General features: G+C 39.4%; 17 protein-coding genes. 5 read left to right on the forward strand and 12 right to left on the reverse strand.

Going from position 1 to position 22,066, the window contains the following annotated elements; all coding sequences use genetic code 11:
- Genes ABDW32_RS05440 through ABDW32_RS05450 form a run of 3 tightly spaced genes read right to left on the reverse strand, consistent with a single transcriptional unit; the run spans position 1 to position 3,303 of the window.
- Positions 1–1,152, reverse strand: coding sequence for a glycosyltransferase family 4 protein (locus ABDW32_RS05440; RefSeq protein ID WP_343560198.1), 1,152 nt, complete (start codon positions 1,150–1,152; stop codon positions 1–3).
- On the reverse strand, positions 1,139–2,140 hold the full coding sequence (locus tag ABDW32_RS05445; protein ID WP_343560200.1) for a lysylphosphatidylglycerol synthase transmembrane domain-containing protein: 1,002 nt from the start codon (positions 2,138–2,140) through the stop codon (positions 1,139–1,141). The genes ABDW32_RS05440 and ABDW32_RS05445 overlap by 14 nt, the downstream gene beginning before the upstream one ends.
- Entirely contained in the window at positions 2,128–3,303 is a 1,176-nt protein-coding gene (locus ABDW32_RS05450) for a glycosyltransferase family 1 protein (RefSeq protein WP_343560202.1), read from the reverse strand. The genes ABDW32_RS05445 and ABDW32_RS05450 overlap by 13 nt, the downstream gene beginning before the upstream one ends.
- 203 nt (positions 3,304–3,506) lie before the next feature.
- On the opposite strand from ABDW32_RS05450, the gene ABDW32_RS05455 reads away from it, so the two are divergent.
- Positions 3,507–4,490 (forward strand): endonuclease/exonuclease/phosphatase family protein, encoded by a 984-nt coding sequence (locus ABDW32_RS05455; protein ID WP_343560204.1) that lies wholly within the window; start codon positions 3,507–3,509, stop codon positions 4,488–4,490.
- Between the two features lie 156 nt (positions 4,491–4,646).
- Here the strand turns inward: ABDW32_RS05455 and ABDW32_RS05460 are convergent, their stop codons facing one another.
- Entirely contained in the window at positions 4,647–6,272 is a 1,626-nt protein-coding gene (locus ABDW32_RS05460) for an ATP-binding cassette domain-containing protein (protein WP_343560206.1), read from the reverse strand.
- A gap of 269 nt (positions 6,273–6,541) precedes the next feature.
- Here ABDW32_RS05460 and ABDW32_RS05465 point away from each other — a divergent pair, with 269 nt between their 5' ends.
- The 3 genes from ABDW32_RS05465 (at position 6,542) to ABDW32_RS05475 (ending at position 10,663) form a co-directional block, all read left to right on the forward strand.
- Positions 6,542–7,528 (forward strand): hypothetical protein, encoded by a 987-nt coding sequence (locus ABDW32_RS05465; RefSeq protein WP_343560208.1) that lies wholly within the window; start codon positions 6,542–6,544, stop codon positions 7,526–7,528.
- Positions 7,529–8,114: 586 nt separating this feature from the next.
- Positions 8,115–9,302, forward strand: a complete 1,188-nt coding sequence (gene nhaA / locus ABDW32_RS05470; protein ID WP_343560210.1) for a Na+/H+ antiporter NhaA — start codon at positions 8,115–8,117, stop codon at positions 9,300–9,302.
- 131 nt (positions 9,303–9,433) lie between these two features.
- A complete protein-coding gene (locus tag ABDW32_RS05475) occupies positions 9,434–10,663 on the forward strand; it encodes a DEAD/DEAH box helicase (protein ID WP_343560212.1) in 1,230 nt (409 codons plus the stop codon).
- 42 nt (positions 10,664–10,705) lie between these two features.
- Here the strand turns inward: ABDW32_RS05475 and ABDW32_RS05480 are convergent, their stop codons facing one another.
- From ABDW32_RS05480 to ABDW32_RS05510, 7 genes are all read right to left on the reverse strand, one after another.
- Entirely contained in the window at positions 10,706–11,071 is a 366-nt protein-coding gene (locus tag ABDW32_RS05480) for a VOC family protein (RefSeq protein WP_343560214.1), read from the reverse strand.
- 153 nt (positions 11,072–11,224) lie between these two features.
- Positions 11,225–12,124 (reverse strand): DMT family transporter, encoded by a 900-nt coding sequence (locus ABDW32_RS05485; RefSeq protein WP_343560216.1) that lies wholly within the window; start codon positions 12,122–12,124, stop codon positions 11,225–11,227.
- Positions 12,125–12,501: 377 nt separating this feature from the next.
- The gene (locus ABDW32_RS05490; protein ID WP_343560218.1) at positions 12,502–13,926 is read right to left on the reverse strand and encodes an efflux transporter outer membrane subunit; all 1,425 of its coding nucleotides are present in this window, start codon (positions 13,924–13,926) and stop codon (positions 12,502–12,504) included.
- A gap of 1 nt (position 13,927) precedes the next feature.
- The gene (locus ABDW32_RS05495; protein WP_343560220.1) at positions 13,928–17,077 is read right to left on the reverse strand and encodes an efflux RND transporter permease subunit; all 3,150 of its coding nucleotides are present in this window, start codon (positions 17,075–17,077) and stop codon (positions 13,928–13,930) included.
- 36 nt (positions 17,078–17,113) lie between these two features.
- Entirely contained in the window at positions 17,114–18,223 is a 1,110-nt protein-coding gene (locus tag ABDW32_RS05500) for an efflux RND transporter periplasmic adaptor subunit (RefSeq protein ID WP_343560222.1), read from the reverse strand.
- 229 nt (positions 18,224–18,452) lie between these two features.
- A complete protein-coding gene (locus ABDW32_RS05505; RefSeq protein ID WP_343560224.1) occupies positions 18,453–19,214 on the reverse strand; it encodes a LytTR family DNA-binding domain-containing protein in 762 nt (253 codons plus the stop codon).
- A complete protein-coding gene (locus ABDW32_RS05510; RefSeq protein ID WP_343560226.1) occupies positions 19,211–20,314 on the reverse strand; it encodes a histidine kinase in 1,104 nt (367 codons plus the stop codon). The genes ABDW32_RS05505 and ABDW32_RS05510 overlap by 4 nt, the downstream gene beginning before the upstream one ends.
- Before the next feature lie 255 nt (positions 20,315–20,569).
- Between ABDW32_RS05510 and ABDW32_RS05515 the strand changes: the two genes are divergently transcribed.
- The gene (locus ABDW32_RS05515; RefSeq protein WP_343560228.1) at positions 20,570–21,328 is read left to right on the forward strand and encodes an MBL fold metallo-hydrolase; all 759 of its coding nucleotides are present in this window, start codon (positions 20,570–20,572) and stop codon (positions 21,326–21,328) included.
- Positions 21,329–21,440: 112 nt separating this feature from the next.
- On the opposite strand, the gene ABDW32_RS05520 is transcribed toward ABDW32_RS05515, so the two are convergent.
- Complete coding sequence (locus ABDW32_RS05520; protein WP_343560230.1) at positions 21,441–21,923, reverse strand: DUF4822 domain-containing protein; 483 nt, start codon at positions 21,921–21,923, stop codon at positions 21,441–21,443.
- Positions 21,924–22,066 lie beyond the last annotated feature (143 nt).

The following is a 22,066-nucleotide window of genomic DNA, read 5'->3' on the forward strand; positions in this document are numbered from 1 at the left end:
TCACTGTTTGGTGGTTTTTTGGCACACTTCAACAAAGGTATGGCAATAGCCTCTGGCCATAATATCCCAGCTGAAATCTGCATGCGTATTTTTCTGAAATTTCTGTCCAAGTTTTTCGTAATGAGCCGGATTATCCAGCATGGTCTGGAGTTGCCCGATCCATGCATTGGCATCCTGACTGGGGAGCAAAAGACCGTTGTGATGATGCGTAATCGCACTTGTGATACCTTCCAACTCTGCGGCGACCACAACAGTACCCCGGGATGAGGCTTCTAGACAAACCAGACCAAAGCCTTCCATATCTCCCTGGACTTGAATATTAGGCATAAGGAAAGCATGTGCATTTGTAAGAAGGTGTGCTAACTGATCGAAGGGGACTTTTCCCAGATGCTGAATTTTTTCGGGATACATTCTCAATAATTTACGCATTTCCTGTTGATCAGTTGGATAGCCCAAAAATAAGGTAGCGAGATGATAGAGTTTAGCAGGTAAAAGGTTGAGCAGACGTTCTTTCCAGGTTGGGCTTTGGTCGAATGGTCCTATCATCAGGAGCCGGAAATTACCTTGAATGGCGGGAATGACCTGCTGCATCAACCAGGAGAATCCTTTGCGTTTCACAGGTCTTCCCAGTGTGATAAAATAGGGGGGGAATTTGTCATCTTTCAGTTTAGATATTGAGGTTACTGGGTCTACTCCATTCGGAATGACTGATATCCTTGAAGGGTCGATACCACGTGACCGGGCGGCTTCTGCGGTGGCCTGACTGACCGCTATAACTTGATCAAATACATTGAAACGTTGGATTATTTTATGCTGGAAATAGGGCAGTGGAAAAACAATATCAAGACCATGAAGGGTAACGACTTTCTTTAGATGTTCATATCCCTTGTGAAAAGATGCTAAAGCAGCGATTAATCCGTCGTTAAAATGAATAAGTTTAATATGAGGATTAGCTTTTATTTTGGAGAGGATACGTTGATTTAGGCGAAAGAAAAACGTCAGGATGGATTCTTCATTGTCATAAAGAAGCGTGTGTACTTTTAGATAGAGTGCAGAATAGTTAATAAGCTCAAAGCTTTGCTTTTCCATTCCGCCAACTGCAGGTGGATATTTGTGGCTAACAAATAAGATTTCTATTTCAGACGGTAACATGTATGGTTTTTCTTTTGATACATAGATAAAATATAGCGCCAATAGTTGACCAGAATACCTGACGGCCCCGACGCAGGAGAGAGACACTCAACCAGATGCTTCCGCCCGCAATTCCAATCATGTTAAGCAGGAGTTTGTTGGAGATTTCCTCAACGCCCAGTTGACCGGGAATAAATGCGCCAGCACTTTTAAATAGGATGACGCTCATATCTAAAATTAATCCGTGAATAACCTTGACATCGACGTCCAGAAATTTTAAGACCAGATAGAATTCTAAGCTGCCAATTAGCCAATGTATCGCAAACAGCAGATAGGAATACCAGAATATTTTATTTTGTTTTTGATAAAAGTCTTTTGTGTCCCAAAGTAATTTCTGGAGCTGATTTTTCGCTTTTGATATAAATGTGGTGTCAGTAGGCGTATTTTTTGGCGGAATTTTAGTTGAAATTAACCAGTAGAATATTAAAACGACGAATAGCAGCAAGATGACACATATAACATAGATCGCATGACCCGTATACCGTATCACTTCGTTTTTTAAGGGTGAAAGCATGAGCCAGATCATGGTCAGTAAGAAAATGCTTAACTGGGAAAGTATGGCTGTAATGCGTGAGATGGTGACAGAGCCGAGTCCCTGCTGCAAAGGGATCTCATAGCGGGTGATTAGCTCGGCTTTCAGTAAATCGCCTGCAATAATACTGGTCGGATTGAAGAGTCCAACGGTTTCGCCAATTTGACGTACTGCGAAAAGTTCGAAAATATTGATCCTTTTTTTTGAAGGGCCTAGACAAACCCACCAAGCCAACGTTCCAAAAAAATAGGCAATGAAAGTCGTAAATATGATAAAAATAAAGCGGTAGCCAACCGTTGACAGTTCTTTTTTCAACGCCGAAAAATCACTGTGGACTACAAAAATGATCAAAGATGTCAAGATCAGAAGTAAAAAGACAGCTTTGATCACTTGACGGGATGCTATTAATTTGCCCATGCCAGGTCTGTGTCTTGCGTTTTGTCGACAAGTAATTCAATGTCATCAAAGTACTGCTGGGATAGTCGTGTCCAATCCAATTGGCCTGCATAAGAAAGGCCGGCTGTAATCAGATTTCTTCTCAGCGCCTTGTCAGCTATAATTTTCTTGAGGTAATAAACATATCCGGCAGCGTTTTCGGGTTGACATTTAAATCCGGTTACACCATGTTGAATAAGCGATGCCGAGCCGCCGCCATCAGCAATTACACAGGGAAGACCCGAAGCTAGTGCTTCGACCACAACGTTACCATAGGTTTCTGAAACAGAAGGAAAGACAAATACATCGGCTGAGGCGTACAGCACCGCAAGTTCCTGATGTGTCTTTTTCCCCAGAAAAATAGCGTTGGGCATTTCCTGCATAGCAGTTACCTTGGCGGTTCCGTCTCCGACGACTATAAAATTATAGTCCAGCTGTTGGGCTTGTATCTGCTGATAGATGTCAATTAAGGTTTTGATATTTTTTTCCCAGACTATCCGACTAACGAATAATACTGTGGGTTTATCATTATTTGTCAATTGTTGGATATAGCTTGTATCCTTTTTTTCGGGGTTAAATAGTTGGGTATCAATCCCTCTTTGCCAGATTTTTAGACCCTGGCCTTGGAGCCCGATCTGTTGCAGCTCGGTTAAGATGGATTTAGTGGGGACATAAACAATGTCACATTTGTTATAAAAATTATTCATAGCCCGTTTCATCCATTGCTCCGTGGGTTTGACCAAAGGGAGGATATTTTTGAAATAATAGGCTATATAGGATATAAAATGGGTATGGTAGATTGTTAACACGGGAATATTTCTACGTTTGGCATAGTTCAATGCAAAAAAACCGAGGAGAGAGGGGGTAGCAATATGAATGATGTCGGGAGCGAAGTCATCTAAAGCCAGTTCGAGCTTTTTTTTGATGAGCTGCGGAATAGCCAGACAATAATCGTCATTGACTGGTATTTTAAATGTAGGTACTTTATAGGAATGAAAGTCGCGAAATTGTGTGGGACCAGCACCATAGATAAAGAAGTACCTAAAATTCTTTTGATCAATACGGTTTATCAGCTGAAACATTGTACGGGATGCACCGTCGAAATCCTCAACGAGTATTTCTGTAAAAAAAGCTACCTTTCTCATTGTATTCTTATTAGGGGTTTCATAAAAATATTCGAAAAGCATAACTCAAAAGCTATTTTGATATTAACCTTTTATCATTAAAGTGTTTATAAATTGTTTATTATTAATGATTTGTAAATAATTTTTATAAATAAAATTAATTTAAGAATATAGTTAAGCTAATCTTGGGTCTTTACTTTTGGAATGAACAAATTATTCAGTCCATGTTGTTAGATTTATTGTTCGAAAGGAAAATCAAACTTAAAGGTATCCGCAAAGTTCTTATTTTATCAGTTTGTGCTTCTGCGGGGATCATGTTAGGATTCAAGCTGAAGCCTAAACAGGTTAGACCAATGAACATGGTTTATGTCGAAATGCCTGATGTCAGCGAGGGGCGGCTTAGTTTATTGACTTATAATATTGCCGGTCTCCCAGAATTAATCTCAAGTGCAGTAACCGAAAGAGCTTCGAGTATCACATCCATCGGCGAACTGATAAATCCGTTTGATATCGTGAATGTACAGGAGGATTTCAACTACAATAAATTTTTGTACAGTAATAACAGACATAATTATCGAACTGAAAATATGGGCGGTGTACCGTTTGGGGATGGATTGAGCACTTTGTCAAAATATCCGATCCAAGACTTTGAACGGGTCAGTTGGGAGGCATGTAATGGCGCTGATTGCCTGACTCCGAAAGGATTTTCTTACGCGCGGATACAGCTGGCAAAAGCGGTTTTTATTGATGTTTACAATGTACATGCAACGGCTCAGGATGATCCTAATGCGGCAATAGCCCGGCGGAAGAATTTGGATCAATTAAAAAACTATATTCAAAAGAACTCTTCGGGGCAACCTTTGTTAATCATGGGAGATTTTAATGCTCATTATGCGTACGCACTGGATAATATTGTTTCTTTTCAAGGCGAATTAAACCTCGTAGACGCATGGGTAAGTTTGAAAAATAGTGGTAAGATACCGCAGAATGAGCAAAATTTTGTTGCGCGGGCCGCATTGGAGTTAACAGATGACTGTGAAGGTATTGATAAGATATATTACCGGAATAATAATCATATTGTATTTGAAGCAAGGAACTATCAGGTTCAAAAGAAACTTTTTCAAAATAGGGAGGGGCAGGATCTGTCTGATCATTGTGCGGTATCGCTACAATTGGGATGGCGTCTGATAAAACCTTCGGCTCAGTAGACTTTCTCAATTCTTTCATATCAATCGCGATTAGCACTGAGCCCCTTCAGTGCTTTTTTGTTTTTAGCATTTTCGACCGCCTATATGCAGGTGCCTATAAACAAAAAGCCCCATAAAATAAATTACGGAGCCTTTATAAAATTGGGATAAATTATCTTATTTATACATCTCTTCGCGTTGTGCTTTTACGACATCGCTGTTGATGTACTCATCGTAGGTCATTAACTTGTCGATAATTCCTTTAGGCGTCAATTCAATGATTCTGTTTGCAACGGTTTCGGTCAATTCATGGTCACGTGACGTGAATAACATTGATCCTTTAAAATCCACCATGCCGTTGTTTAATGCTGTGATTGACTCTAAGTCCAAGTGGTTGGTCGGTTCGTCAAAAATCAAGAAGTTGGCCCCCTGTAACATCATTCTTGAAAACATGCAGCGCATTTTTTCTCCTCCGGAAAGAACCGAAACTTTCTTCATGACTTCTTCACCTGAGAACAACATTTTTCCCAAGAAACCACGTAGGAACTGTTCGTCTGCTTCAGGGTTAGTCGTGTAATCTCTTAACCAATCGACTAAATTTTCGTTTTTGCCCTCAAAAAAGGCCGCATTTTCAATCGGCATATCAGCGGGAGTGATGGTTACACCCCATTTGAATTCGCCACCGAAATCAGTATCTCTACCCGTGATAATATCGTAAAAAGCTGTAGTGACTAAGGAGTTGGGGCCCAATACCGCAATTTTATCCCCTTTATTGATCATAAATGTGATATCCTTAAAGAATACTTCACCATTAACCGTTTTACTCAAACCTTCTACCTGTAATGTTTGGTCTCCAGGTTCACGGTTCATGGTATTGAACATGATTGCCGGATATTTACGGTTGGAGGGCTTGATCTCATCGATATTGATCTTATCCAACGCCTTTTTACGGGATGTAGCTTGTTTTGATTTGGATGCATTGGCCGAGAAGCGACGGATAAATTCCTGAAGTTCTTTAACCTTATCTTCCATCTTTTTATTTTGGTCAGCGCGCTGTTTTAATGCCAGTTGAGAAGACTCGTACCAGAATGAGTAGTTACCAGTATAAATCGTCATTTTACCAAAGTCTATATCTACGGTATGCGTACATACAGCATCGAGGAAGTGACGGTCGTGGGACACAACAAGTACAATTGCTTCATAAGAAGCTAAAAAGTCTTCTAACCAAGCAATGGTATTAATGTCCAAATCGTTGGTAGGCTCATCGAGAATCAAGATATCTGGATTACCGAATAATGCCTGTGCCAATAAAACACGTACTTTTTGATTACCATCAATTTCAGATACTAACTTGTAGTGAAGCTCTTCTTTAATGCCCAAGCTGCTCAATAGGGTAGCTGCATTGGATTCTGCATTCCAGCCGTCCATTTCTGCAAAAAGACTTTCGAGTTCACCGGCACGTTCACCATCTGCATCAGAGAAATCCTCTTTCATGTAAATGGCGTCTTTTTCTTTCATGATTTTGTAAAGCTCTTGGTTACCCATCATGACAGTTTCCAGTACCGTATATTCATCGAAAGCATAGTGATCCTGACTCAATACAGACATACGTTCGCCGGGCGTGAATGCCACCGAACCTGTAGAGGGATCAACTTCGCCAGAAATAATTTTTAGGAAAGTAGATTTACCAGCTCCATTGGCACCAATAATACCGTAACAGTTGCCAGGTGTAAATTTTAAATTGACATCTTCGAATAGTACACGTTTACCATAACGAAGGGAGAGATTTGACACGTTAATCATGCTGCAAAGATACGTTTTAATCTTGTATTTTTTAACTATTTCCAAACATGAGTTTCCCGTCGAATGCCCTCAATGATCTGTTTTTGGAAATATTGCATTTGATGCGATTAAGCAACTGGTGCGAAATATGATATATTCCATTTGGAGATACATTTGAAAATCGTATATCGTTAAAAAAGATGTATGGGGTTAATAAATTATGAATTGGGATTTTACGAATAAATTGGCTTCTTTTTTGTGGCATTGCTGTCTAAATGAAATCAATAATTATGAAAAGAAATAGCATTACGTATGCTTTAGTACTCGTTGTTGCTTTTTTGCTGAATTTGCAAAGTGCCCATGCACAATTTGGCGGCTTGCTCGAGAAAGCCAGTAAGGCAGTTGCTTCTAAGGGGAGCAAAGCATTGGGATTGGACAAACTTCTAAAGGAACCAGAAGCAATAAGCACCAGTTTTGAAGATGTAAACCGGAAAGGTGAACAGATGCCTGATTTTCAGAATACGGCTACTTATAAACCCCTTGAAAATCTACCAAAAAATGGTCAGGACGGTTATCTACTCGAGGCTGGTCATTTTGAAATGACGAACAAAAGTTATTGTCTGAAGGCGGGAACGTATGCACCTTCCAAGGGAGATGGCTATATGTATGCCCCCACATTAGGAAAAAAACGGGAGGTTGTCATTGCAATCTTGAAAAGCGCAGAAAAGCATCCCGAAGTCGAACAGTCATCGATACAGATGTTGTTATGGACAATTATTGCCAAAACTAAATTTATAGATTATGCCGGGGAGGTCAAAGAAACTGCCTTGCGGTTATTGACACCAGAGCAATTATTATTATTGGAAGGCGGAGCGCTTGGTATATTACCGTTTGATGTGGTACAAAAAGCAAAGGACCAGATGCCGCCAGCGATACAGACTATATTTGAAGCCGAAAATAATATCAGACAGCTGGTATCTTCGGGCAATTATTCTTACGCTGAGTTTGAAAAGTACGCGATTATGGCGGGGATGGCAGAGCCTCGTACAGATGTGCCCAGTGGCATCTGGACGCTTCATCCTGATGGCTACTATGTACGTTATTTCCCAAGCGGTTACTCCGTAACCAAAGTACAGGTGTATGTACCGGCGGAACTGATCACGAAATTGAAGGGTAAAAAGCTGATCTATGATGCGACAGATGACATTGCTTGTCCGGCGAATACAGGATCGCAACGTTTGGCACAAACCAATGAGCCAATTAAACACGAAGAATGATATAGGTAAAAAAGATAAATTTATTTCGATAAAAATTCAGGAACAAACAATAAGGGAGATCACATGATCTCCCTTATTCATTAAATTTTCTCTTTTGCCGCCTGTATAATATATAAATGATGACAATAATTGCGATGATTCCTAAAATGATGTAATGGGAACCTGATTGTTGTTGATGTTGGGTTGTATCCTCTGTCGTTTGCGCATATGTAAAATTTGCTACGAAAAGAAGTACCATGAAAATCCACTTCTTGCACATAATAAACGGTTTATTAACTATAATAGCAAGCTAACTATTTTTTGCAATAAAGACAAATTAATTTTGCAAAAATGACAATATTAAAATGGGTTTTATAGGCTTTTTAGGTAGGGGGCTGGTTTTAGGCGGGATATATATTTGGTGGCATTTTTTAACGTTAAATCAGGCTATAATGGACCAAATTGTTGTTAAAAAAAATTAATTAATGAAAGGTGGATTTTTTGTCTGGCTAATAGAATAGATTGATGTAATCCCGTTCGAAAGGCGGATTAATGGCCGTAAAATCGTATATTGTGAACCTTTTAAGCGTTTAAAACTATTATTGTCATGTCAAAACTTATAAATTTAACTGTCTTCAGAGAATTTTTGAAATCTAGTTTTGCCGGTGGGATTATTCTGTTTTCCTGCGTCATCTTGGCACTTATCGTAGCGAATACATCGTTATATGGGGCGGTAATGGACTTTCTGCTTCGGGAGGTAGGGTTTGAAACAGATAATATCCAGCTGAAATATTCGTGGTTACTATGGATTAATGACGGATTGATGGCTATTTTCTTTCTATTGGTGGGATTGGAAATCAAAAGAGAAATCGTCGAGGGAGAACTATCTTCAGCAAGTAAAGCTATCCTTCCTATTTTGGCAGCGGTAGGCGGAGCTCTTCTGCCTGCAGTAATTTATTTTGTCATCAATAAGGATGTGGCGGATACAGCGCACGGATGGGGCATACCCATGGCAACGGATATTGCATTCGCGCTAGCCGTTATCACGCTGTTGGGAAATAAAGTTCCAGCAAGTCTTAAGATTTTCTTGGCAGCTTTGGCCATTGTGGATGATCTGCTTGCAATCCTAGTGATCGCTTTGTTCTATAGTAGTGGAATCCATACCAGTTATTTATTGATGGCGCTTGGTATATTTGCCTTTTTGGTGGTCCTCAATAAACTTGGAGTAAAAGCCCTATGGGCCTACCTTATTCCGGGCGTATTCATTTGGTATTTTATCCACCATTCAGGCATACATGCAACTATTGCGGGGGTTTTGGTTGCCATGACTCTTCCCACCACACCGGATGAAAAAGAGTCGCCATTGGAAAAGTTGGAGCATTTATTAACTAAACCGGTGAATTTTATTATTATCCCTTTGTTTGCGTTCGCAAATACATTAATTCCAATTCATGCTGAAATGGTTGGCGGTTTAACGTCCAAATTGGGACTCGGTATTATAATCGGATTGCTCGCAGGGAAATCGATTGGTATATTTTTGATCTGTTTTATCGCGAAGAAACTCAGAATAGCACAACTTCCTGAGGGCGCAAGCTGGATACAGATATTCGGCGTCGGTTTGCTCGGCGGAATCGGTTTTACAATGTCTATCTTCATTGCGATCTTATCCTTTGATGATGCTTTTTTGGTTGAGGAAGCTAAATTTGCGGTGCTTATCGCTTCTCTTTGCGCAGGTATATTGGGATATACAATGCTGCGATTGGCCGATAGTTCCAAAAAAAGTCCGACAATTTAGGTTAAAGATAGTGAAGATTTAATGCGGATGCACTACGGTCACATTTTTTATGCAACCCTGAGGTCATAAATGCTGGCATCATATATAGATTAGTTTTAGTAACTTAGCGCATATTTATAAAATAATAAAATTTGAGATTTACTGAATTTGGTTTTGTTCCGGAATTGGAAGAGGGCTTAGAAAGCATGATGTTTGAAGAGGCGACGCCTATTCAGGAGCAGACAATTCCCATCATTAAAGAGGGAAACGATATGATTGCCTGTGCACAGACAGGTACAGGTAAAACAGCGGCTTATATGCTGCCGATTTTGGATGCCGTCGCCCGAGATGCAAGGGAATCTATTCGTGCGATTATCTTGGTTCCGACCAGAGAATTAGCCTTGCAAATCGATCAACAGATCATGGGCATGTCTTATTATACCGGAGCGACTTCCATCTCCATATATGGAGGTGGAGATGGTATGGGTTACGAACAACAGAAACGGGCTATCCGTGAGGGGGTCAATATTATTGTTGCCACCCCAGGTAGACTGATCAGTCACCTTACATCGATGAAAGTCGATCTAACTCATCTGACGCATTTCGTACTTGATGAAGCGGATAGTATGTTGGATATGGGTTTTCAGGATGATATATTGCGTATTGTCAGCTACCTGCCCAAAAAGAAACAAATGTTACTTTTTTCGGCGACGATGCCCCTCAAGATCAGGAATTTTGCCAAAAAGATTCTTTATAAGCCGGTAGAGGTCAATATCGCTATTTCAAAACCTTCAGAAGGTATAGACCAACGAGCATATCTGGTATTTGATAAGCAGAAAATGGATCTTTTGAAGATTATCTTACAGGATGTTAATTATGTTTCTGTGATCATTTTTGCCTCTCAAAAAACGACTGTAAAATTACTGGCACAGGAACTTCAAAAGCAGGGTATAGACGCAGAGGGATTTCATTCAGATCTTGAGCAGGCTAAACGTGAGGATATCATGAGCAGATTTAGATCACGTCAGGTAAGGGTACTGGTAGGAACAGATGTGATCTCGCGAGGTATTGATATCGTAGGTATCAGTTTGGTGGTAAATTATGATGTACCACCGGATCCCGAAGATTATGTGCACCGTATCGGACGTACAGCACGGGCAGCGACAACGGGCACAGCGATTACTTTTGTCAATGATAAAGATCAGCAACGTTTTGTTCAGATCGAAAGCCTGATCGGTTATCCCGTAGAACAGATTGCATTACCGGAAGGCTTTGAAGCTGGTCCTGAATATAACCCCACGAGGAAAAGCCACAATCCACAAAAAAGAAAACGTTTCAATCGTAATAAAAATAAAAACTACCAAAAACAGAAAAGAGCTTAATAACAAATTAAGCTCTTTTCGTTTTTATTTTGTTGGGAATATTTAAGCTGTTGTCCACACCGCAAGCTCATAGCCATCGGGGTCTTTGAATTGAAATCTTTTACCTCCAGGAAAACTAAAAATATCTTTAACGATGGTGCCACCTGCCCGGATGACTTTATCACGTGTGGATAGCAAATCATTCGAATAGAGAACAACCAAAATACTGCCATTTATTGGTGTACCGATCGTAAATCCTCCATCCACATGGTTGCCCTCAAAGGCTGTATATTCATGACCATAATCTGTAAATTTCCAGCCGAAACTGGATGAATAGAACTTTTTAGCTCGCTCAAGATCGCTGGTTATAAATTCAAGATATTGAATTTGTTCGTGGACGAGTTTATTGTCTAAAGAGGAATTGCTCATAATATTTTTTAATTGATGTTATCTTTCGTTGGAGGAATCGACTAGAATTCCTAATATTAATTGGATGTCTGATGTAGTGTAAATATAGGATTTTCTATCAACAAATTTGGGCATCTCTGTAGTCTGATATTGAATGATCGGATATCAATGCAATCATTCTTTTCTTATTTTTATTGTATTAATCGATTTATCTTTTTTTCTACTTATTAGAGCCTGCATAAGTACAGAAAGCAGTACTAGGAAAAGCCCAATGTAAAATGAAAGATTAAGCTCTTTGGATTCATTGAAGAATAAAAATGCAATCAGGATGGCATATACAGGTTCGAGATTGAGACTTAAATTGAGCGTAAAGGCAGAAATTTTCTTTAAGATTTCTGTAAAGGCAAGGTACACAGCAACAGTGCAGCAAAGCGACAAAATGAGGAGGTAAATGAGATCCATTGTATTTGGGATAAAAGATGATATCGGATAAGAGTAAAGATAACAGGGGAGAATCAATCCAAGACCAACAGTTCCACCAATCATTTGGTAATAGTTAATGACTATACTACTATATTGCTTGACCATGCGTTCGTTATAAATTGCGTAAAGTGAAGCAAAAGCCGGTGAAATGATCCCGAAAATAATGCCCAATTGATGTGCTGTATCAAAATGAAATATCAAGGCGATGCCACAAAGCGTTAGCCCACTCAGAAAAAACTCTGAAGGTTTAAATTTCGTTTTGTTAATGATGGGAGCAAAGATTGCGGTAAAGAAACTTGCCATACAGTAACAAACTACTCCGATTGAAATATTGGAATATTTAATACTGGCATAAAAGAGTAACCAGGAGGCGGTAATCAATAGGCCATTTTTTGCGATCACTAATTTTTCAGGCAAGCTGATTTCACCAGCTGATTTTGACCATTTTGAAATTAAAAAAAGGAAAATGGCCGAAAAAAATACACGATACCAGGTTAGCATACCTTCATTTAGGCTGATGACTTTGCCCAATACTCCGGATATACCCAAACATACTACAGCGAGATGCAGCATGAAATATGAATGTTTCATAAAATGTTGTCTTCCAGGTCTATCTTTGAAAAGACAGATACTATTGTTATAAAATTTGATTGAGAATATAAAACATGGGGAATCAGCCGATTATTCGGTGTCATGCTTTATTAATATTTATTAATATTAAGCGATTGGAGGAGGAAGACAGCTTGTTCTGTTCATTACATTCTATTTCTTACCCGAAGATAATAAAATCCAGTGGTTTAATTCAAATAATTGTAACATCAGTAAGTTATTAAAGGGAAATTGTATTTTATATGATGGTTAAAGACTATTAAAAAAGGGACTAAACTTTCGTTAGCCCCTTAGTTGAACAATTGTGATTCTGAATATACGTAAAAACTGAGCGAACCAAGATCAGTATACGCGATGATTTATTGTTCGCTGTCATTTCCTCCGCCTAACGCACGGTATAAATCCACTACAGCATTTAGTTTTTCCCGTTTTATACTGATCTGTTCGAGGTCATTTTGTAGCGCGTTGTTTTGCGCAGTAATAACTTCCAGATAATTTGCCATGCCGCTTTTGTATAATAGGGCAGCATCGGAAGTTGCTTTGGCCAATGAATGGGATTTCGCTTCAATCAGTTGAAGTCTTTGATCGCTATGCTTTATTTTCGCTAAAGCATCTGATACTTCCGAAACTGCGAGCATAACAGACTGTTTAAACTGTACCGCTAATTTATCCCGTTCGATTATCGAAATTTCATAGTTTGTTTTCAATGCACCTTTCTGAAAGATCGGTTGGGCGATATTTCCTGCTATTGTTTTCACAATGGACCCCGGGAGATCAAACCAGCGATTGAACTGAAAAGAGTTTGTTCCAATTGAAGGGGTCAAACTGATCGAAGGATACATCGCTGCTTTGGCCAATCCGATTCTGCTGTTTGCTGCAACGACGGCATACTCGGCTGCTTTGACATCGGGTCTCCGGCTAAGTAATTCTGCCGGAACGCCGATCGCGAATGTTTCACCGACTAGCGTTACATCAAGACCTTCGGAACGCTGAATTTTATCGGGAAAACCACCACAGAGTATACTGATTGCATTTTCCTCAATAGCGATATTTTGGTTTGCGAGTGGTATCAGCAATTCTGCCGTTTTCTTTTGCGCTTCGGCCTGTTCTACAGCCAGAGAACTCACCAGCGAGGAATTGTATTGCAGGCGGATCATATTCAATGTGCTATCACTAAGTAGTACATTTTTTTGCGCAATTTTTAACTGTTCGTCCAGTGCGATCAGATTGTAGTACGATTGGATAACCTGAACAATAATGCGCGTCTTTAATGCTGATAAATTTTCCTTCTGTCCAAAGAAATTTGCTAAAGCTTCTTCTTTCTGCATCTTAGCCTTTCCCCAGATGTCTACCTCCCAGGAAAGTCGGAGTGTAGCGTTGTAGTCATCCATATAAGGGGTTCCAATAAATTGATCACTGAGCGACCCATTAAGTGAATTGGTAGACAACCAAGTTCTATTTGCACCCAAATTTAGGTCAAGTGTAGGTAAAAGTCCTTTTTTTGACTGTTTGTAGGCGAGCTCTAGCTGTTGCATACTTAAAAGTGCAACACTTACATCGGTGTTTTTGACCAGTGCTTTTTCGATAAGCGCCGTCAAATTAGGATCTTTCACAAACTTTCGCCAGGATAATGCCAATGTATCCGAAGTCAGGACAATTTCGTTATTTCTGAAATTTTCAGGCAAGTCCATATCCTGACGTGTATATTTTTTGCCCACACTGCACGAAGCGAGAAGTAGGGAGGTACCTGCTAAAATAGTAATATAATGATGAAATTTTTTCATTTTAATCGTTTGTCTTTTCCACGAGTTTTTTACCTGAGACCTTCTCCTGTAAATATTGAAACACCAGATACAATAATGGTATAACGATCACACCGAGGATCACCCCGCTTAACATACCCATTGCTGCTCCTGTACTGATGGAGTGGTTGCCGGTCGCCGTCCCCCCACTAGCAAACATCAAAGGAACCATACCTGCGATAAAGGCTAACGAGGTCATTAAAATTGGGCGAAGGCGTGCTTTGGCCCCCTCTAAAGCAGAATCAATAAGTGTAGAACCCGCACGTCTACGCTGTAAGGCAAATTCGACAATCAAGATTGCATTCTTTGCCAGAAGACCAATCAACATAATCAATCCGACTTGAACGTATATATTATTGTCCAGACCGATAGCACGCGTTCCCAAGAATGATCCGATAATCCCAGTTGGGATTGAAAGCAGAACGGCTAGTGGTAATAGATAACTTTCGTACTGTGCAGAAAGTAAAAAATAGACAAACAATAAGCTCAATGTCAAAATGATCATTGTCTGATTGCCGGAAGATTTTTCTTCCAGACTAAGTCCGGTCCATTCGTAACTATAATCTCCCGGTAGTTTGTTCAGCACGTTTTTTTCGAGGGTTTCCATGATAGCGCCATTACTGATACCTGGATTACTAACCACGTTAATGGTCAGCGAGTTGTACAAGTTGTAACGTGTGACTGACTCCGGCCCGTAGACTTTGCGAAGTGTTACCAATGTATTTACCGGTACCATTTCGCCTTTGTTATTCTTGACAAATATTTCATTGAATGCGTCCTTATCCGTTCTAAAGATTCCGTCTGCTTTGACAGCGATTCGGTAGAATTTACCAAAGCGGTTGAAATTCAAGGACTGGTCACCGGCAAAATACGTCTGGACGGAAGAAAGCATTTCACTGACATCTACCCCGAGCTGAGCCGCTTTATCTTCGTCCACTTCCAATTCCATTTGTGGATAATCCGCTCTAAACATGGTGTAGGCAAATTGTACACCTGGTTGTTGCATAATCTTCGCGATAACAGAATCGGACATTGCTTTAAGTTCTACCGGAGACTTTCCAGCTCTGTCCTGTAGCACAAGTTCGGCACCATTCATCATACCGTAACCATCAACAGGAGGGGAGCGGAAAGCCATCGCATTTCCTTCTTTAACAGTAGTTAGTTTTTGAGAAATCACCTGATGAATCTGATCAATATCATTCATTTCACCACGTTTCTTCTTATCCTTTAGCCGGATAAATCCTGTTGCGTAAGCTGCACTGGAGTTGTTACCGATCATATTGAAACCTGTGATACTGGTATGGCTTTCAATAGAAGGTAAGTCGGCCAATAGCTTCTCTATTTTTTCTACTGCTTTTGTTGTCCGATCGAGGCCGGTACCCGGAGGCATCTCCAAACTGTACACGACGAAGTTATCGTCTTCCATTGGGACAAAGCTTTTCGAGGTGCTGCTCATGAGATATCCCGCAGCAGCTATTGTAGCAATAATTAATAAAGCTGCTAACCATTTTTTCTTAACAAGAAATTTCAGCGAGCCGACATATCGATTTGTCATATTTTCGAAACCTGCATTAAAGGCTTTGAAAAAACGTTGTGAAAAACCCGTTTTTTGAGTTTGCCCATCATGATTTTCGGCATGCGTGTTTTTCAATAACAAGGCGCAAAGTGCGGGAGTCAATGTTAGCGCATTGATGGCTGAAATCACAATGGCGATAACCAGTGTATAGGCAAATTGTTTGTAGAACATGCCCGATGAACCGGTCATAAAACCAATAGGGATAAATACGGCACACATGACCAAGGTAATTGAGATAACGGCACCGGTTATCTCGTTCATGGCACTGTGGGTTGCTTCATTCCCGCTCATGGTCGATTTTTCCATCTTGCCGTGGACAGCTTCTACGACGACTATGGCGTCATCAACGACAATACCGATAGCCAATACTAAAGCGAAAAGGGTTAATATATTGATTGTAAAACCAAACACCAATAGGAAAAAGAATGTCCCTACGATGGCCACAGGTACCGCGATTGCCGGAATAATGGTCGACCGGATGTCCTGTAAGAATAAGAAAACCACCAAAAACACCAGGATAAACGCTTCAATCAATGTCGAACGCACCTGGGCAGTACTTTCATCCAGACGTTCCTTAGTACTGATCAGTTTAAAAATCTTGATTCCAGGAGGAAAGGAGCGTTGCGCTATTTCGATCTGTTTATCGATACCTATTTCAATTTCGTTGGCGTTGGAACCAGAAGTCTGGAAGATACCAATTGTAACCGTATTTAAACCGTTGTTTTGCGAATTACCACTATAGCTGATCGAACCGAATTCGATTCGGGCAACATCCTTTAGCCGAACGATCTGAACATCATTGTTTTTGACAATAATGTTTTCATATTGTTCCGGAAGATTCTTTTTTCCTTTATATCGAATGACATATTCCAGGGGAGCTTTTGATTCTTCCCCTAGTTTTCCAGGCGCAGATTCCAAACTTTGCTTGGAGATGGCAGCAATGACTTCTTGGGGTACAAGACCATAACTTGCCATTTTCTGAGGGTTCAGCCACACGCGCATGGAGTAATCTTTCGAACCAAATACCATGGCCTGGCCTACGCCGGGAACACGTTTGATCTGTGGAATCAAGTTGATATTGACATAGTTCTGCAGGAATAATTCATCATATTTTTTGTTATCTACCGTATAGATATTAAAAATCATGATCATACTATTCTGTTGTTTGGAAGTCGTCAATCCCATCCGCACAACCTCCTGTGGTAGGATCGGTGTTGCCTGTTGTACTCTATTCTGTACGTTTACAGCTGCTTGGTCTGGATTTACGCCAGCCTTAAAGACAATACGTACAGAGAATGTACCATCATTACTTGCTGTTGAGGTAATGTACTCCATGTCCTCAACACCGTTGATCTGTTCTTCGAGTGGTGTAACAACTGACCGTAGTACAGTCTCACTATTACCACCAGGGTAACTCCCCGTAACCTGGACCGTGGGGGGAGCGATATCGGGAAACCGTGTCTGCGGTAGTCTTAAAAGACCAATTATCCCGAGTATCACAAATATGATAGATATAACAGTTGCCAAAACTGGCCTGTCAATAAATTTCTTCAGCATTTTATTATAATTTTAGATAAATCTACTACAGGTTCATTATTTCTTGGTAGGTTGAACCTGCATTCCGTCATTAAGCATGTCAATTCTATTCATTACGATTTTTTCGCCAGCTGTCAGACCGGATTTAAGCAGGTATTCATTGGCCGTATTTCCGTCAATCTCAATCTGCTTCATGGAAATCTTGTTTTTGTCGCCAATAACATAGACGAAATAGCGATCCTGAATGTCTTTAACAGCTGCCATCGGAACTAACAATACGTTATCATGAGTCTTTTTTAGGACAACTTTGGCCGAACCTCCAGAACGAAGTATCTTATCTGGATTAGCAAAGATTGCCTTTAGTGTTATACTACCGGTCGTTTTATCGATATTACCGCTAGCCATTTCTACTTTTCCAGGATGATTATAAGCCGTACCATCAGCTAGGATTAAAGTTGCCTGTTGATTGCTTGACTTTGTATTATGATCTTTCATAAATGTTATAAAATCAGCCTCGCTTAAGGAGAAATAAACATTTACAGTATTGATTTCAGACAGTGTGGTTAAGGGCATTGCATCAGCTGGAGTGATCAGGTTTCCAATACGATTGGGAATCCGTCCAATGTAGCCGCTAACAGGTGCATTGATTAATGTAAATCGAGCATTGATCTGCGAGGAACCTAAGGCTGCCTGCGCTTGAGCGACCTGCGCTTTTGCAGCAGCGTAGTTGGCTTCAGCGGTTTTGAGCTGAAGTTCGGTATACACCTTGCCTTCTACGAGCGGTTTGATTTTTTCAATTTCCAGTTTCGCATTTTGTTCCGCAGATAGTGCCGCTTGATAGGCCGCTCTACTGTTGTTTACCTGTTCATTGTATACATCCGCTTTTATTTTGAAAAGGGCTTGGCCTTTTGTGACATAATCCCCTTCTTTCACATAAATCTGATCCAGATAACCTGTCACCTGAGCTTTTACATCAACATTGACGGTTCCCTCCAAGGTTCCTGGGTATTTTTTTTCTGTCTCCGCACGTGCGGGGGATAATTCGATAAAGTCAACAGTAACTGCCTGCTCTTGGGGTTGTTCTTGGCTGCCTCCACAGGACGATAAAAGTGTAGCTGCTGTAATAAATGTAAGGATAGGTTTTAAATTCATCGTTCTTAGTGCCATTTTATCATTTTATTTAAAGCAAAAGAAAGAATTCTTTTAAGAGCTATAATAAGGAAATCTACCGAGACGTAACAATTGCTTACTGAAACGTAGCTATAATGCACTGAGTTTTGATATTATTTAATCAAAACTGATCTTTTTTGTCGTTTTTATTAGAGTGAGGCTACTTTACACTTTGTTACGATTAGTTAATTTTGTCCGAAAAAATAGAATTAAAGGGAGCTGTTTATTAATAATCCAACCAGTTTTTTAAGAGCTGTGCTTTTTCTCGGCTGACGAGGATTTCGACGTCTTCACTCTGTTTGATTTCGACTTTAAGCTTGCCATTAAAATGGTTATGAAGTCTCTTTATTGCGTCAATATGGATAATAAATTGCCGGTTGGCCCGGAAAAAAACTTTCGGGTTTAGTTGCTGTTCAAGCTCTTCTAATGTCTGTGGGACAATTTCTACAGCAGCACATTTCAACTTGGCATGTGTAAGCTTAAATTCGGAGTAAAAATATTGAATGTCTTCTACTTGTATTGTTTTATAGCCGTCTTTGAAGGGAAGGAGAAAGCGGGTTCTGAAATCTTTGGGATAGATAAAATCCAATAGGCCCTGAATCGGATCAGAACCGATCTGTTGAAGCTTTAGATTGTCTAATTTGACCAGCGCATTTTCTAATTCTTTTTTTTCTACGGGTTTCAGTAGGTAGTCTATGCTATTGAACTTGAAAGCTCTGACAGCATATTCATCAAATGCTGTCGTAAAGATAATGGGACAGTCAATTTGTATGCTTTCCAGGATTTCGAAACTTAGACCATCGGAAAGACGGATATCCATCATGACCAAGTCTGGAGATTCGTTATTTTGAAACCAGCTGATACTGTCTGCAATATTATCCAGGACATCCAATATCTGTATAGATGGTTTTATTTCCTTTAACAGACGTTTTAGACGATCAGCATTCAATTTTTCATCTTCGATAATCAATACGTTGGCTATACTCATGAGGTTTGTTCTATAAGTGGTAGATTAACTTTGAATGTCTTCCCATTGTTCATGATCTCAGGCTGCAGGTTGGACAATAGATCATATCTTTTAATGATATTCGAAATACCTATTCCAGATGATTCGGAAACATTTTCGATGGGTATCAAAATATTTTCGACAACTAATTGGTTATGAGCGTTGGTATATACTTTAATTTTTAACGAACGTTTTTTATTGGTTTGATTGTGTTTTAGCGCATTTTCAACTAAAAGCTGTAGCGTAAGTGGCGGTAGTTGGTAATTGGATTTTGCAGGATCTACATTTATTTCAAAATGAACACCTTCTCCAAATCTGTTTTTAATTAAAAAAATATAGGAGTCTAAAAAATTAAGTTCCTCTTCGAGGGAAATAACGTCTTTTTTTGAATTTACTAAAAGGTAACGATATATTTTGGAGAAATTTTCAGCATATTCATATCCAAGTTGTTGATCTTCTAAAATGATTTCGGATAATACGCTCAAATTGTTGAAGACAAAATGTGGGTCAATCTGTAATTTCAGTGATTGAAGTTCTGTTTCGAGAATGACTTGTCCGAGTTTGGCTGCACGTATGGATTCATTTTTCCAATTGTTGATCAGGTGTATACCAATGTTGATCCCCATAATCAATAATGCGACCATAACACTGATGGAGATATTCTGTATAGTACCTCTTTTTTCTTCCAGAGATGTTGCAATTGTGAGGTTTTGCAGCTCAAAATAATGGGAAATGATATAAACCAGTAATAAATTGATCAGGAGAACCACAATTAGATTAATGACGGTTTCAATAAGAAGCCTTTCCGCGGGGTTATCTTTCCATGTTAAGACACGGTCTAATTTCTTGTGGACAATAATACTGAACTCTGAAATAAAGAAACTATAAATAATGGTGAAAGTCCATTCTCCCAATATTTCAAACATATTTCGCTGAAAATAACCATTCCAGCAACTCGAAAATGGATCTATAATATAGGCAACAAGATAAATGAGAAAAAAAGACAGTAAGGTAAATAATAATCTCTTCTTGTTTGTACTGATTAGATTTTTCTCATTTTTATAGATTGTGTTATCCTGCATTCGTTTTTACTTGTATATCGCTATTAAATCACTACAAATTTCGCAATTCATTTAAGGATTGAACCACAAATTTATTCTGAAACGTACAAAGAGCAAACTGAAATATCAATTTGTACAACCCAATCGTATATTTTACAAATCATCCGTATCCCGCTCGCGTTATATTAATATACTAAATTCGATTTGTTTACAATCAAATAATAATATTTAACCTGGTAATTTATTAAATTGTTCGGTGTAAAATTAATGTATATTATGGTTGAGTTATTTCATTTAAATTGTGTTCGGATTGTTTCGCCGGTGAACGACAATGTGTGCGGGCATTGCCTGTTATTTAAGGATGGAGACAGATTGGTTTTAATTGATACCGGTATTGGCTTGTTAGATAATCGTTATCCGATGGAACGGATAGGTAAAGAACTCGTTGAAATGGTTGGTTATCGTTTTAATGAGGAGCTGACAGCTATCCGTCAGATTGAAAAATTGGGATTTGATCCATCTTCTGTCACCGATTGTGTGATATCCCATTTAGATAATGATCATATTGGAGGCTTGGCTGATTTTCCAAATGCCACTGTTCATGTTGGAAAAGAAGAGTATGAAAGTTATCTGGCCGGTAACCCACGTTATTTGGAAATGCCATTGTCGCATCAGCCGATAATCAAAACTTATGCAAAAGATGACTTTCAGTGGCATGGTCTTGAAGTTAGAAAACTAGCGATTGATGTTCAGGTTCCACTGTATCTAGTACCTCTTTTTGGCCATACTTTAGGGCATTGTGGAGTTGCTATAGGATCTGAAGTCAAATTACTCTATGTCGCAGATGCGTATTATATGAAAGTAGAACTTACTGACCCAACGCATCCTGTGAATATTTTGGCAAAAAGTAGAGCAGAAGATAATCATCAACGCTTGGAGTCGCTGGACAAAGTCCGTCGCTTTATTGCCCTAAACCCTGACGTTAAGGTATTCGGTTATCATGATATTACTGAGTTCGATGATTTTACCGACTGATATAGTAATAAGTTGGAAAGCTGTCCGGTTGTAAAAAAGGATTGACAAAAGAAACATTGTCAATCCTTATGATTTAAGTGGAGTTACGTCTCCATGTAATCAAAAAAGCTGATTATTTTGGTTCTTTGTGTGTTGTCGGTGTATGAACAATATCGAAATAAACGGTTTTATTGTCGTTGTTCGGATAGATACGGTATGTAAATTCCTGTTTTGTCAATACGGTAATATCAACCACCCGTGTGAAAAGGGTTTCTCCCGCAGCATTTTTAGCAACGATGGTCCGGGTTTTACCATCTGCTGAAACAGACCAATCTCCACGCATTTTAGGAGAGTCATCCAGATTGAACATGGTAAAGGTACCGTTGGACTTAAAATAGGCGAAACCAACAAAATTTGAGACATTGGCATCAGACAATACCACATTTTCACCTTTGTTATTTTTGGCGCTTGTTGTTTCCCAAGCGGTACTTGCCAATACCTCGCTTGGCGTAAGCTGAGGCTCTGGTGTAACTTCATCATCTTTACTGCAGCTGGTTGCCAGCAAAGTACAAATGGTAATATAACATACCAATGCAATCTTTTTTATATCTCTCATATTATTAAATTTATTGTTTGACAAAAATAATTGCATTCTTGCTACGCGATTTGTCCCTTTTATTCCAAGGTTTGAAGGATTTATAACGATAGCTATAGTGATAGGTAATGTTTTTTTAATGGGTAACGCATAGCTCTACTTTG

Origin of the sequence: Sphingobacterium sp. (assembly GCF_039596235.1) — a bacterium.
Classification (GTDB): Bacteria; Bacteroidota; Bacteroidia; order Sphingobacteriales; family Sphingobacteriaceae; genus Sphingobacterium.

Coding starts and splice junctions, on each gene's coding strand:
- ABDW32_RS05440 (WP_343560198.1), bottom strand. CDS start 1,152: ATGTTACCGTCTGAAATAGAAATCTTATTTGTTAGCCACAAATATCCA.
- ABDW32_RS05445 (WP_343560200.1), bottom strand. CDS start 2,140: ATGGGCAAATTAATAGCATCCCGTCAAGTGATCAAAGCTGTCTTTTTA.
- ABDW32_RS05450 (WP_343560202.1), bottom strand. CDS start 3,303: ATGAGAAAGGTAGCTTTTTTTACAGAAATACTCGTTGAGGATTTCGAC.
- ABDW32_RS05455 (WP_343560204.1), top strand. CDS start 3,507: ATGTTGTTAGATTTATTGTTCGAAAGGAAAATCAAACTTAAAGGTATC.
- ABDW32_RS05460 (WP_343560206.1), bottom strand. CDS start 6,272: ATGATTAACGTGTCAAATCTCTCCCTTCGTTATGGTAAACGTGTACTA.
- ABDW32_RS05465 (WP_343560208.1), top strand. CDS start 6,542: ATGAAAAGAAATAGCATTACGTATGCTTTAGTACTCGTTGTTGCTTTT.
- nhaA (WP_343560210.1), top strand. CDS start 8,115: ATGTCAAAACTTATAAATTTAACTGTCTTCAGAGAATTTTTGAAATCT.
- ABDW32_RS05480 (WP_343560214.1), bottom strand. CDS start 11,071: ATGAGCAATTCCTCTTTAGACAATAAACTCGTCCACGAACAAATTCAA.
- ABDW32_RS05485 (WP_343560216.1), bottom strand. CDS start 12,124: ATGAAACATTCATATTTCATGCTGCATCTCGCTGTAGTATGTTTGGGT.
- ABDW32_RS05490 (WP_343560218.1), bottom strand. CDS start 13,926: ATGAAAAAATTTCATCATTATATTACTATTTTAGCAGGTACCTCCCTA.
- ABDW32_RS05495 (WP_343560220.1), bottom strand. CDS start 17,077: ATGCTGAAGAAATTTATTGACAGGCCAGTTTTGGCAACTGTTATATCT.
- ABDW32_RS05500 (WP_343560222.1), bottom strand. CDS start 18,223: ATGGCACTAAGAACGATGAATTTAAAACCTATCCTTACATTTATTACA.
- ABDW32_RS05505 (WP_343560224.1), bottom strand. CDS start 19,214: ATGAGTATAGCCAACGTATTGATTATCGAAGATGAAAAATTGAATGCT.
- ABDW32_RS05510 (WP_343560226.1), bottom strand. CDS start 20,314: ATGCAGGATAACACAATCTATAAAAATGAGAAAAATCTAATCAGTACA.
- ABDW32_RS05515 (WP_343560228.1), top strand. CDS start 20,570: ATGGTTGAGTTATTTCATTTAAATTGTGTTCGGATTGTTTCGCCGGTG.
- ABDW32_RS05520 (WP_343560230.1), bottom strand. CDS start 21,923: ATGAGAGATATAAAAAAGATTGCATTGGTATGTTATATTACCATTTGT.